We start from the raw sequence: 12887 nt of genomic DNA on the forward strand, positions 1-12887 counted from the left end.
AAGGGCGACGAGGTGATCGGCAACGAGACCCGCGTCAAGGTCGTCAAGAACAAGCTGGCGCCGCCCTTCAAGCAGGCCGAGTTCGAGATCCTGTACGGCGAGGGCGTCTCGCGCGAGGGCGAGCTGATCGAGCTCGGGGTGCAGAACAACCTGGTGGACAAGTCCGGCGCCTGGTACAGCTACCAGGGCGAAAAGATCGGCCAGGGCAAGGACAACGCCCGCAATTTCCTCAAGGAGCATGCCGAGATCGCTAATGAAATCGACCAGCAGCTGCGTCAGAAGCTGCTGGCGGTGCCGGAAGTCGCTGCGGAAGAAGGCGCAGAGGAACAAGCCGAGGCCTGAGCGGCATGAGCTGCCGCAAGTCGGCCATGGACCTGCTCGCACGGCGTGAGCATTCGCGTGCCGAGCTGCGGCAGAAACTCCTGCAGCGGGATTTCGACGCGCAGGAGGTCGAGGATGCGCTCGATGGCCTGGAGGCGGACCGGCTGCTGGATGACGCGCGGTTTGCCGAAAGCTACGTGCATTATCGGCGCGGGCGGGGCTTCGGCCCGCTGCGCATTCGTCAGGAATTGCAGCAGCGTGGCGTGGGGAGCGAATTGATCGGCGCGTACCTGCCCGCCCGGCCGCGGGAATGGCTGGACGATGCGCGACGAGAGTACGAAAAGAAGTTTGGTTCCGTGAAAGTCGATGACTTTAAGGAACGCGCCCGTCGGGCGCGTTTTTTACAGGGGCGTGGCTTTCCCGGCGAAGTGATTCGAATGGTACTGGACTGGGATGAATGACGAGGGGGTGTGCGGGGCCTGCGGGCCGGTGCCAACCCGAAATGGTTAACCGATGAAAAGCAGCGCCGAACTACGACGTCTTTTCCTGGAATACTTCCAGGGCCAGGGGCACGAGATCGTGCCCTCCAGTCCGCTCGTGCCCGCCAACGATCCCACCCTGCTGTTCACCAACGCGGGCATGGTGCAGTTCAAGGACGTCTTCCTCGGCCTCGATCAGCGCCCCTATAGCCGCGCCACCTCCTGCCAGCGCTGCGTGCGCGCCGGCGGCAAGCACAACGACCTGGAAAACGTCGGCTACACGGCGCGCCATCACACCTTCTTCGAAATGCTGGGCAACTTCAGCTTCGGGGATTACTTCAAGCGCGACGCCATCCGCTACGCCTGGGGTTTTCTCACCGACGTCCTGAACATGCCGGCGGAAAAGCTCTGGGTAACCGTCTACCAGGATGACGACGAGGCGGCCGACATCTGGCTCAAGGAGATCGGCGTCGATCCCGCGCGCTTCACCCGCATCGGCGACAAGGCCGGCGGCAAGCGTTTCGAAAGCGACAACTTCTGGACCATGGGCGACACCGGTCCCTGCGGTCCCTGCACCGAGATCTTCTACGATCACGGTGCGGAGATTCCCGGCGGTCCGCCCGGCACGCCCGAGGAGGACGGCGACCGTTACGTGGAGATATGGAACCTGGTCTTCATGCAGTACGACCGCGACCAGGCCGGTAATCTGAATCCGCTGCCCAAACCGTCGGTCGACACCGGTATGGGGCTGGAACGGCTCGCGGCCGTGATGCAGGGCGTGCACAACAACTACGATATCGACCTGTTCCAGCATCTCATCCGGGCGGTCATGGCGCTGGGCGGCGCGCAGGATCGGGACAATCCTTCCCTGAAGGTGATCGCCGACCACATCCGCTCCTGCGCCTTTCTCATCACGGACGGCGTTCTGCCGTCGAACGAGGGGCGCGGTTACGTGCTGCGCCGCATCATCCGCCGCGCCGCGCGGCACGGCAACAAGCTCGGTATCGATGCGCCCTTCTTCCACCGCTTGGTGGCGCCGCTGGTCGAACAGATGGGCGATGCCTATCCCGAACTGCGTCAGGCACAGGCGCAGGTGGAGAAGGTGTTGCTGCGCGAGGAAGAGCAGTTCGCCGAGACCCTGGCCAAGGGGTTGCGCATTCTCGACGACGACATCGCCCAGCTGAAGAGCGAGACCCTGCCGGGCGAGACCATTTTCAAGCTGTACGACACCTACGGCTTCCCGGTCGATCTGACCGGCGACATCGCCCGCGAGCGCGGCCTGCACCTGGATATGGAAGGGTTCGAGCATGCCATGCAGCGTCAGCGCGACCAGGCCCGTGCGTCGGGCCAGTTCAAGGCGGATTACGGCGCGGCACTGCAGGTGTCGGGCGAACAGGTTTTCAGCGGTTATGGCGCAACCCGCGACGAGGGCAGGGTGACGGCCCTGTTCTGCGACGGCGAGCCGGTCGAGGCGCTCGGGGAAGGACAGTCCGGCGTCGTGTTCCTGGATCGCACCCCGTTCTATGCCGAATCCGGCGGCCAGGTGGGCGACACCGGCGTGCTGGAGGCGAACGGCGACCAATTCGTGGTGGAGGACACCCAGAAACAGGGTGTGCATCACGGCCATTACGGCCGGGTGACGCATGGCAACATCCGGCTGGGACAGACGCTGACCGCGCGGGTGGATGCCGAGCGCCGGCACGCCATCATGCTCAATCATTCCGCCACTCACCTGCTGCACAAGGCGTTGCGCGACGTGCTCGGTGACCACGTGCAGCAAAAAGGCTCGTTGGTGACCGCCGAGCGTACCCGCTTTGATTTTTCACACTTCGAGCCGATGACCCCGGAACAGATCGCCGAAGTGGAGCGCCGAGTCAATGCCCAGATTCGCGCCAACCAGGATGCCGAGGCCCAGGTTATGTCCATGGATGACGCCCTGAAGGCGGGGGCCATGGCCTTGTTCGGCGAAAAGTACGGTGACGAGGTGCGGGTGCTGCAGATCGGCGATTCCATCGAGCTTTGCGGCGGCACGCACGTTGGACGGGTGGGCGACATCGGCCTGTTCAAGATCGTGAGCGAGGGCGGTGTGGCGGCCGGAGTGCGCCGCGTCGAAGCGGTGACCGGCGATAACGCGCTGCACTGGTACGACGAGAACACGCATCGTCTCGAACGGGTGGCATCGCTGGTGAAGGCGGGGCGGCAGGATGCGGACGAAAAGGTCCGCCAGCTGGTCGAGCGTACCCGCAACCTGGAAAAGGAACTCGAACAGCTCAAGGTTCGTCTGGCCAGTGAGGCCGGCGCCGATCTGGCCGCCCAGGCGGTCGAGGTCGACGGCATCAAGGTGCTGGCGGCCAGGCTCGAGGGCGCCGACGCCAAGGCGCTGCGCGAGGCGGTGGACAAGCTCAAGAACAAGCTGGGGCAGGCGGCCGTGGTGCTCGCCGCCGTCAACGACGGCAAGGTGAGCCTGGTGGCCGGCGTCACCAAGGCCGAAACGGCCCGGATCAAGGCCGGGGAACTGGTCAATATGGTGGCCCAGCAGGTTGGTGGGCGCGGCGGCGGCCGTCCGGACATGGCCCAGGCCGGCGGTTCCGACCCGGCAGACCTGGAGGCGGCGCTGGACTCGGTGCCCGGCTGGGTCGCGTCCCAAATTGTCGACTGAGTCTCACAGCAGCTCGGTCAAACGTGGTTTAATGTCTCATGGAGTCAATTAATTGACATGTCCCTGATCGTACAGAAGTATGGCGGTACCTCGGTCGGGTCAGTGGAAAGGATCCAGAAGGTTGCCGAGCGTGTGAAGCGCTGGCGTGATCAGGGCCACTCCGTGGTCGTGGTGGTCTCCGCCATGAGCGGTGAGACCGATCGGCTGCTGGGATTGGCGCGCGAGATCAGCCCGCGCGTCAACGGGCGCGAGCTGGACGTGCTGCTCTCCACCGGGGAGCAGGTGACCATCGCCCTGCTGAGCATGGCCCTGGAACAAAGCGGTTGTCGGGCGCGCTCCTATACCGGCGCCCAGGTGCACATCCTGACCGACAGTGCGCACAACAAGGCGCGCATCCGCGACATCGACGCGGCGCGGGTGCAGCGCGATCTGGAACGGGGCTGCGTGGTCGTGGTCGCCGGTTTCCAGGGCGTGGATGAGCATGGTGACATCACCACGCTGGGCCGCGGCGGTTCGGATACGACCGCCGTGGCGCTGGCTGCGGCCCTGAAGGCCGACGAATGCCAGATTTATACCGACGTGGACGGTGTCTACACCACCGATCCGCGTTTGGTGCCGGAGGCGCGTCGCCTTTCCCGCATTACCTTCGAGGAAATGCTGGAAATGGCCAGCCTCGGTTCCAAGGTTTTGCAGATTAGGGCGGTGGAGTTTGCCGGCAAGTACAACGTGCCCTTGCGTGTACTATCCTCATTTGAGGAAGGTGGCGAGGGTACGCTGATCACCTTCGAGGAAAATGCAGTGGAAGAAGTACTGATTTCAGGGATCGCTTTTAACAAGGACGAAGCACAGCTGACCATCACCGGTGTGCCGGATCAACCCGGTGTAGCGTTTCGCATCCTCGGCCCGATCTCCAATGCCAATATCGAAGTCGACATGATCGTCCAGAACGTCGGAGCGGACGACACCACCGACTTCACCTTCACCGTACACCGCAACGACGCCGATTCCGCCCTCGACATCCTTCAGGCGACCGCCAAGGAGCTCGGCGCGCGCGAGGTCTCGATCGACAGGCGGATCGTCAAGATATCCCTTGTCGGCGTCGGCATGCGCTCCCATGCCGGTATCGCCAGCAAGATGTTCGAGTCCTTGGCCAAAGAAGGAATCAATATTCGAATGATTTCGACCTCCGAGATCAAGGTCTCGGTGGTCGTCGATGAAAAGTATCTGGAGCTGGGCGTGCGCGCACTGCATGACGCGTTCGAACTCCAGCTTGCTCCCGAGGAGAGAGCGGCTCCAGCCACTGAACCCGCAAGTGTTTGAGTTGGCAAGCCAGGGTGGCCGGGTACGTGCGTATCCGTCCTTTAAATCAACTCTTATTACAAGTTACATCTTAGGAAAAGACGCAGGAGATAAAGCATGTTGATTCTGACACGTCGGGTCGGAGAAACGCTGATGATCGGCGACGACGTTAACGTCACCGTTCTAGGGGTCAAGGGCAATCAGGTCCGTATTGGTATCAATGCCCCCAAGAACGTGGCCGTGCATCGTGAAGAGATTTACGAGCGCATCCAGAAGGAGAGCGAGCCGGACGATACCCAGGCGGATGACACGGCTGGCTGAGCCGGCGGCATCGTTGGTCTTTACCTGCCTGGTTGGGGCGGGTATCCTTTCGCACTCGCGACGGCGGCCCGCTATTGGCCGCCGTTTGTGACACGGAGAGATGGCCGAGAGGCTGACCAAATCGCCGGGAGCGATTTGTAACGCCGCGCAAGCGGCGGCCCGTAAGGGCGGAGGGCAGGGATGCCCGGAGTAACGCGCTCCCCTGCATGAGCGGCAGCTCATTGGCTGGAAAGCGCGAAAACCTAACAGATTTGGAGAGATGGCCGAGAGGCTGAAGGCGCTCCCCTGCTAAGGGAGTATGGGGTTAATAGCTCCATCGAGGGTTCGAATCCCTCTCTCTCCGCCATATCCAATGCAAAAAGGGCTCCTGATGGGGCCTTTTTTGCATTGATCGGGTATGATTGAAGACTCGGACCCTCGATGGAATAAACAACGAGCGGGTTCGACCGCGAGGCCTGGAAGGCCGAGCAGCGGGGAGCGTAGCGACTCAATCCCTCTCTCCGCCATATTTTCCAGGTCCTGGAACCTTATTCCCGGATCTTGCCCCGGGGTCGAATATTGACGTCCGGGCGCTTCCTAAGCATAATGCGCGTCCTTTGCGCCCGTAGCTCAGTTGGATAGAGTACCTGGCTACGAACCAGGTGGTCGGAGGTTCGAATCCTTCCGGGCGCGCCACAAACAGAAGAGCCCACCCTTGCGGTGGGCTTTTTTGTGCGCCTGATCCTCTCCCTGCTTCTACGCTATACAACTCAGCAATATCGGTCAGGATACAGCCGCCGGCAACCGGCATAGTAAGCCCTGCTTGAGGAGGCGTAGCGTTGAATGGGGTAACGGCAACAGCCTATGCGGAACGATTCGACAAGGTGTTCGACTATATACACGAGCACCTGGACGAAGAATTGTCTGTGGAGTGCCTGAGCCAGGTGGCGAATTTTTCGAAATTTCACTTCCACCGGCAGTTTTCCCAGTATGCCGGCATTAGTGTTATTCGGTATATCCAGTTGATGCGGCTCAGGCGGGCTTCATATCGGCTCGCTTTTGAGGAGCAGACGCGGGTCATCGAGATAGCCCTGGAGGCCGGTTTCGAAAACCCCGAGTCGTTTTCCCGCGCGTTCAAAAATACTTTTGGTCAAACGCCTTCTCAATTCAGAAAAGCTCCGGCCTGGCAGCCATGGGCTGAGCAGTATCGATTTCCGAATAGAGACAGGAGACAGACCATGAATGTGAAAATCGTTGAATTCCCGCAAACCATGGTGGCTGTGCTGGAGCATCGCGGCGCCCCGGAACAGGTCAACAGTACGGCCAAACGGTTTATCGAATGGCGCAAGGCAAGCGGACTTTCGCCCGTGAAGACCAGCAATACCTTCGGTATTGCCTACGACGATCCCGCAACGACTGCACCCGAGTCGTTCAGGTTCGATATCTGCGGTTCGGTGAATGAGCGCGTTCCCAACAATCAGCAGGGCATCGTGAATAAGGTGATTCCGGCAGGGCGCTGTGCGGTGATACGCCATCTGGGCCCTCATAACCAAATGGATAAAGGTGTCTATTACCTCTATCGCGAATGGTTGCCGGAAAGCGGTGAGGAGTTACGTGACTTTCCGTTGTTTTTTCATTACTTGAACCTGCTGCCAGAGACGGCGGAACACGAGCTGATAACCGATATTTACCTGCCCCTGCAGTGACGACGACAGGCTGGTTTGGATGTCAGAGACGCGAAGCCGTTGCAAACAAAACAGCCCATCCTCGTGATGGGCTTTTTGTTTATGTGCGCGGTACAGGTCTTACCGGGTGGCGGGAGTCGTCTGCGCGCGTTGTTGCCGTTCATCGGGCTGTACGGCCAGATACTGCTCGATGCTTTCGCGATGCAGGGTTTCCTGTTTTTCCAGCTCGGCGATCAGGCGCTCCAGACCGGCACGGTGTTCTCTGATGGTCTCCAGCGCTTTTTGCTCTGCATTGCGTAAGATGCTTTGCACGGCTTCGTCGACGGAGCGGGCGGAGTGTTCGCTGTAATGGCGGGGTTGCGCGATTTCCCGGCCGAGAAAGGGGTGCTCTTCCGCGGCGCGCAGGTCCATGGGTCCGATGGTTTCGGACATCCCCCAGCGGCTGACCATGGCGCGCGCCAGTGCCGTGGCCTGACGGATGTCGTCGTCCGCGCCTGAACTGACCGACCCGAGCAGCTCCTTTTCGGCGCTGCGTCCGGCCAGCATGACGGCTAGGCGGTCGTGCAGATACTCCTCGGGCAGGGTGTGACGCTCTTCTTCCGGCAGTTGTTGCGTGCCGCCCAGGGAGCGGCCGCGCGGAATGATGGTGACCTTGTACAACGGGTCGGCGTGGGGGACGAAATAGGCTACCAGGGCATGTCCCGCCTCGTGCACCGCGAGGCGGTGATGTTCTTCGGGCTGGATGGCCAGGGTTCTGACCGAGCCGAGCAGCAGCTTGTCGCGGGACTCTTCGAAGTCCTGCATGCGGACGCTGCTGCGCTTGATGCGTGCCGCCAGCATGGCGGCCTCGTTGACCAGGTTCTTGATGTCGGCGCCGGAAAATCCGGGCGTCCCCGAGGCGAGTTGCTCCAGGTCCACGTCGTCGTCGAGCGGGACCCTGCGGGTATGGACACGCAGCAGGGCGATGCGATCGTGCCGGTCCGGCAGGTCCAGCACCACATGGCGGTCGAAGCGGCCGGGACGCAGCAGGGCCGGATCCAGTACGTCCGGGCGGTTGGTGGCGGCCAGCACGATGACCGCTTCGTGGCCTTCGAACCCGTCCATTTCCGCCAGGATCTGGTTCAGGGTCTGTTCGCGCTCGTCGTGACCGCCGCCCAGGCCCGTGCCCCGGGTGCGTCCGACGCTGTCCAGTTCGTCGATGAAGACGATGCTCGGCGCGTTCTTTTTGGCGGACTCGAACAGCTTGCGCACCCGTGAGGCGCCCACCCCTACAAACACCTCGATGAATTCCGAGGCGGAGATGGAATAAAACGGCACGCCCGCCTCACCGGCCAGGGCGCGGGCCAGCAGGGTCTTGCCCGTGCCCGGCGCCCCCATGAGCAGGACGCCGCGGGGCACTTCGGCGCCGAGGGCGCGGAACTGGTCGGGATGCTTCAGGAACTCGACCAGTTCGGCAACGTCGCGCTTGGCGTTTTCCTGCCCGGCTACGTCCTCGAAGGTCACTTTCGGGATCTCGGCCTGTTTGGCCGAGGATTCCAGAAAACGCTTCAGCTCGTTCGTTCCGCCAAACCGGTCGCCCAGGCCTTTGGAGGCCCTGCGGATCATCCACATGAACAGCGCGAACAGGATCAGCGCGGGCAGGACGGTGAGTATGATGGCGCGCGTCCAGCCGTTATCGGCCGGTTTGGTTACCCGGACGACCACCTTGTGCGCTTCCAGGTCGGGCAGCAGTTGTTCGTCCCCGACTTCGGGAATGCGGGTGCGGAAATATTCCGCCTCACGGCTTTGCGCGGCGATGGGGTATGGCTTGCGCAGTCGGCCTTCCGCCTCCCTTCCTTGCAAAGTGACTTCGGCTACGGCGTCTTTCCGGATCAGTTCCTTGAAGTAGCTGTACGGGATTTCGTGATGAACTTCACGCCCTGGCCCACGGGTGAACAGCATGGAGATCGCGAAGGCGATTGCGATCAGCAGCAGATATGCCCACCAGGTGGAGAGCGGCGGTTTCGGAGGCGGTTGTTCGGCCATGGGTCCGTGCTGACGTAGCTCGACGTCTTCCTATCGTACGGCCAACCGTCCGGGCATGCCAGGCGTGGCTACGGGCGACCACACGCACTAGGCTCCGCCAGCCGGGGGGAGGGCGTGCGGGTTCTGTTGGCCGGGGGCATAGGCCCCGGCGTACCGTCAATCCGGTTCGATCTGGAACGAGATCTTGGCATTAATGCGGTATTGGCTGATCTGGCCGTTTTCGACCTTGCATTCCATTTCCTGGATATAGATCGATCTGATATTGCGCACGGACTTGGAGGCCTCCTTGAGCGCCACCTGAGCGGCATCCTCCCAACTCTTGTCGGATTGGGCCAATACCTCGATCACTTTGACGATGGCCATGGCGTTTCGCTCCCAATAAATATTCAGTGGGGACAGTCACCCGGTTCTTTAGCACACAACGGCCGGGCGTGCCGACGACTCGCCGTCTTTGTCACCCGGTCTGCCAGGTACACCAAAAATCCCATCCTCGTGATGGGCTTTTTGGTGTCTGATACAGTTGGCTCCCGGCGCGGAAACCGACTGCCCGAGCGTTGGGGAATATCCCGGCGGGATGCGGTGTCCTACGTTAGGTACACAGTGGCCTGGCCATAATCGAACCGATGGTTGTCCGGCGTGTCATATCCACCTTTGAACATGTACGTCATGCCTGCCGGCCCCAATTGAGTGTTGAACATGCTGAAACAATCACGAAATCTGCTGTCCCTGATCCTGTTGCTGGCCGGTCTGGCCGGCGCGTTGTCGGTCCAGGCAGAGGCGCTGCCCAAGCCCCGGGTCATCGCCAATCATCTGTTGGACGATATCGACCAGGCGACCTGGATTGCCGAGGGCAAGGGCAACCGCATCGTTTATATCTTCTTCGACCCGAACTGCCCCTACTGCCACAAGCTCTACGGCCATCTCCGCTCGATGGTGGGCAAGGACGATCTGCAGTTCCGCTGGATTCCGGTGGGTATGCTGACCTCGACCAGCCTGGGCAAGGCCGCCGCCATTCTGCAGTCCAAGAACCGGCTGGCCGCCTTTTACGCGAACGAGAACAATTTCAATTTCAGTGACGCCGGACCGGGTGGCGGCATCAAGCCCGTTGCGGTGATCGAGGACAAGACCAAGCTGGATCTGGCCTCCAACCTCTCGCTGCTGCAGGGTCAGAACCTGTATGCCGTGCCGCTGACCGTGTTCCGTGCCAAGGACGGGCAGGGCCTGATGTTCGAAGGCTCGCCGCCGCCCAAAACCCTGCACGAGTTCCTGCAGTACGTGAAGTGACCGGCAGGCGGGGGCGGCTATACTTTAGGGTCCTGGTGATGACTGGATATACCGATGGGCCTGTTTCACAAATCGCTGACGCTCCCTATGCCGGAGGACGCCCTGCCCGGACGGGATGACCCCATGCCGGGCGGGGAAACGCATTTCGTCACCGGCCACCGCATTCGCCCGCCCTTTCCCGAGAACACCGCCCGCGCCCTGTTCGGGCTGGGCTGTTTCTGGGGTGCGGAACGCCGCTTCTGGGAAACGCCGGGCGTGTATGCCACCGCGGTAGGGTATGCGGGCGGTTATACCCCCCATCCCACCTATGAAGAGGTCTGCACGGGCATGACCGGGCATACCGAAGCGGTGCTGGTCGTCTACCGCCCCGCCGAAATCAGCTATGCCGAACTGATGCGAGTCTTCTGGGAGGCGCACGATCCGACCCAGGGCATGCGCCAGGGCAACGATACCGGCACGCAGTATCGTTCCGCCGTCTACACCTTCGACGCCGAGCAGCAGGCCGAGGCCGAAGCCTCGCGCGAGCACTACCAGCACGCCCTGACCGCTGCCGGCCTGGGCCGGATCACCACCGAGATCGCTGCCGCGCCGCCGTTTTATTACGCCGAGGACTACCACCAGCAGTATCTGGCCAAGAACCCCGGCGGATACTGCGGCCTGGGCGGCACCGGCGTGGCCTGTCCGACGTCGGCGCTTACCTGACACCCCCTGACGAGATTTTCTATGACTTCCAGGACCGGATGGACGCTGTTCACGATCGGGGCATTGCTGTCCCTGCTGGCGATGATTCTGGGCAAATGGTTCATGCCCGAGGTGCAGAACATGGGCCCCGGCGGTTTTGCGGCGCTCAAGCAGACGCCCGCCATGGGCAAGCTGCTGCTGTTCTCCACCCTGGTACCGCTCGGCACGGGGCTCGGCCTGCTGGGCGTGGCCATGACGGCCGGTGCCGGCCGCCGCCTGTTCGTGTTCGCCGCCGTGAGCGGCGTGGTGCTGATGTTCCTGGTGCCCGGCGTATTCGGCCAGCAGCGCAGCCCGCTGTATTTCGGGCTGGGCGGCCTGTTCATCCTGGCGCTGGTGTTCGCCAGCTGGTGGTACTGGGCCCGTTACCGCACCGGACTGCCCGCGGAACTGCAGCGGGCGGCGGACTGGCAGGCGGTCGGCTATTTGTGTTTCGCCCTGGCGGCCTGGAATACCTGCGGCGTGCTGGCCATGCCCGGGTTCGCGCTGTTTCCGGAGAAGATGACGGCCTTCGGTACCGAGGCCTTCGCCACGGCCATCGCCAAGGTGGTGATGGCGTTCTTCGTGCTCGGGTGGCTGTGTACGCTGATCGGCCTCCGGCGGGCGGCGTCTGCACGGTCCGCCGCGGGCTGAACGGAAGCACTCGCCCTCGCTCCCGGCCTGTGAAAGAATTGTGACCATCATTTGATCGCGGCAGGGTGAAATCGACGCCTGCCGCATATCCGGCCCGGCGACCAGATCGGGGCGAGGTCAGGCGATAGCTAAGGAGTCGGCATGAAGGCGATTCATATGACGGCAGCGGGCGGTCCGGAGGTCCTGCAACTCGTGGACGTTCCGGAACCGGAAATCACCGAACCCCAGCAGATCAAGGTGCGTCTGCACGCCGCGGGGATCAATCCTATCGATACCAAGCTGCGCAGCCGCGGCGTGTTCTTCGACGGTGCGCTGCCCGCCATCCTGGGCTGTGACGGCGCCGGCGAGGTGGTCGAGGTCGGTCCGGCGGTGCATCGCTTTCAGGTCGGTGACCGCGTTTGGTTCTGCCACGGCGGACTGGGACGGGAGCCCGGCAACTATGCCGAGTACAAGGTGCTGCCCGAGGACGAGGCGGCCACCATGCCGCACAGTCTGGATTACGCACAGGCCGCGGCCGGTCCGCTGGTGCTCATAACCGCCTGGGAGGCCCTGCACGACCGCGCCCGCATCGAGCCCGGCCAGCATACCCTGATCCTGGCGGGGGCCGGCGGGGTGGGGCACGTGGCCATCCAGCTCGCCGCCCTGGCGGGGGGCGACGTGGCGACCACCGTGAGTACGGACGAGAAGGCCGCCTTAGCAGTGCGGCGCTGGACCGACGACGCCGGCGCGGACATCGTCCTGGATACCGTGGGCGGGCAGGTGTTTCGCGACATGCTGCCCGCCGTGGCGCATTACGGCGACCTGGTGACCCTGCTCGATCCCGGCACCGAGGTGGACTGGCGTGAGGCCCGTACCCGCAACCTGCGCATCTCCTTCGAGCTTATGCTCACTCCCATGATGCGCGACCTGCCCGAGGCCCGCGCTCTGCAGATCGAGATCCTGGAGGACTGCGCGGACCTGATCGACAGCGGCGACCTCAAGCTGCATGTCGGGGCGACCTTGCCCCTGGCCGAGGCCGCCGAGGCCCACCGACTGGTCGAGGCCGGCCACATGACCGGCAAGGTGGTTCTGACCATCCCCTGACCGCGCCATGGATCCCGTCGACGCCATTGCCGAATCCCGCATCCAGGAAGCCATCGAGCGTGGCGAACTGGACGACCTGCCCGGCGCCGGGCAGCCTCTGGCCCTGGACGACGACGCCCACGTTCCACCCGAATTGCGTGCCGGTTACCGGTTGCTCAAAAACGCCGGCTGCCTGCCGCCCGAACTCCAGCTGCGGCGCGAGATCTCCAAGGTCGAGGCCCTGATCGACGCCGCCGCCGACCCGGCCGAGCGCAGCCGGGCCCTGCGCCGGCTGGAACTGCTGCGGATTCAGCTGGGGAGCGCGGACCGACGCGACCTGCGCCTGGACGAGGCTTACTATCAGCGGGTCTGCGAACGGTTCGATGCCTCTCCGTGAGGCAG

Annotated in this window: 13 protein-coding genes and 2 tRNA genes; 13 read left to right on the plus strand and 2 right to left on the minus strand. The window is 63.0% G+C overall.

The window, feature by feature from the left end; translation table 11 throughout:
* The 8 genes from P8Y64_10970 to P8Y64_11005 all read left to right on the plus strand — a co-directional run.
* On the plus strand, window positions 1–342 hold a 342-nt coding region (locus P8Y64_10970), incomplete at its 5' end, for a DNA recombination/repair protein RecA (protein ID MEJ2060988.1).
* 26 nt (window positions 343–368) lie between these two features.
* The gene (locus tag P8Y64_10975) at window positions 369–782 is read left to right on the plus strand and encodes a regulatory protein RecX (protein ID MEJ2060989.1); all 414 of its coding nucleotides are present in this window, start codon (window positions 369–371) and stop codon (window positions 780–782) included.
* A gap of 52 nt (window positions 783–834) precedes the next feature.
* Window positions 835–3459 carry an alanine--tRNA ligase gene (gene alaS, locus P8Y64_10980; protein MEJ2060990.1) on the plus strand — a complete coding sequence of 875 codons (2625 nt, stop codon included), beginning with the start codon at window positions 835–837 and terminating at the stop codon, window positions 3457–3459.
* Between the two features lie 57 nt (window positions 3460–3516).
* Window positions 3517–4779: an aspartate kinase gene (locus P8Y64_10985; GenBank protein ID MEJ2060991.1), complete on the plus strand. Its 1263-nt coding sequence runs from the start codon at window positions 3517–3519 to the stop codon at window positions 4777–4779.
* Between the two features lie 96 nt (window positions 4780–4875).
* Window positions 4876–5079, plus strand: coding sequence for a carbon storage regulator CsrA (gene csrA, locus P8Y64_10990; protein MEJ2060992.1), 204 nt, complete (start codon window positions 4876–4878; stop codon window positions 5077–5079).
* Window positions 5080–5332: 253 nt separating this feature from the next.
* A tRNA-Ser gene (locus tag P8Y64_10995) sits at window positions 5333–5425 on the plus strand.
* A 252-nt stretch (window positions 5426–5677) separates the two neighbouring features.
* Window positions 5678–5754: transfer RNA gene (locus tag P8Y64_11000), tRNA-Arg, on the plus strand.
* A gap of 143 nt (window positions 5755–5897) precedes the next feature.
* On the plus strand, window positions 5898–6764 hold the full coding sequence (locus tag P8Y64_11005) for an AraC family transcriptional regulator (protein MEJ2060993.1): 867 nt from the start codon (window positions 5898–5900) through the stop codon (window positions 6762–6764).
* A gap of 99 nt (window positions 6765–6863) precedes the next feature.
* Here the strand turns inward: P8Y64_11005 and ftsH are convergent, their stop codons facing one another.
* Entirely contained in the window at window positions 6864–8768 is a 1905-nt protein-coding gene (gene ftsH / locus P8Y64_11010) for an ATP-dependent zinc metalloprotease FtsH (protein MEJ2060994.1), read from the minus strand.
* Window positions 8769–8924: 156 nt separating this feature from the next.
* Entirely contained in the window at window positions 8925–9131 is a 207-nt protein-coding gene (locus tag P8Y64_11015; protein MEJ2060995.1) for a dodecin family protein, read from the minus strand.
* A gap of 333 nt (window positions 9132–9464) precedes the next feature.
* On the opposite strand from P8Y64_11015, the gene P8Y64_11020 reads away from it, so the two are divergent.
* The 5 genes from P8Y64_11020 to P8Y64_11040 all read left to right on the plus strand — a co-directional run bounded on the left by P8Y64_11020 (window position 9465) and on the right by P8Y64_11040 (window position 12882).
* Entirely contained in the window at window positions 9465–10052 is a 588-nt protein-coding gene (locus tag P8Y64_11020; GenBank protein ID MEJ2060996.1) for a thioredoxin fold domain-containing protein, read from the plus strand.
* Between the two features lie 54 nt (window positions 10053–10106).
* Window positions 10107–10754: a peptide-methionine (S)-S-oxide reductase MsrA gene (gene msrA / locus P8Y64_11025; protein ID MEJ2060997.1), complete on the plus strand. Its 648-nt coding sequence runs from the start codon at window positions 10107–10109 to the stop codon at window positions 10752–10754.
* 21 nt (window positions 10755–10775) lie between these two features.
* Window positions 10776–11423, plus strand: coding sequence for a hypothetical protein (locus P8Y64_11030; GenBank protein ID MEJ2060998.1), 648 nt, complete (start codon window positions 10776–10778; stop codon window positions 11421–11423).
* A 141-nt stretch (window positions 11424–11564) separates the two neighbouring features.
* Window positions 11565–12506 carry a zinc-binding dehydrogenase gene (locus tag P8Y64_11035; protein ID MEJ2060999.1) on the plus strand — a complete coding sequence of 314 codons (942 nt, stop codon included), beginning with the start codon at window positions 11565–11567 and terminating at the stop codon, window positions 12504–12506.
* Window positions 12507–12513: 7 nt separating this feature from the next.
* Entirely contained in the window at window positions 12514–12882 is a 369-nt protein-coding gene (locus tag P8Y64_11040; protein MEJ2061000.1) for a DUF1992 domain-containing protein, read from the plus strand.
* Window positions 12883–12887: the final 5 nt, after the last annotated feature.

This window comes from Gammaproteobacteria bacterium, from assembly GCA_037388465.1.
Lineage (GTDB): Bacteria > Pseudomonadota > Gammaproteobacteria > SpSt-1174 > SpSt-1174 > JARRKE01.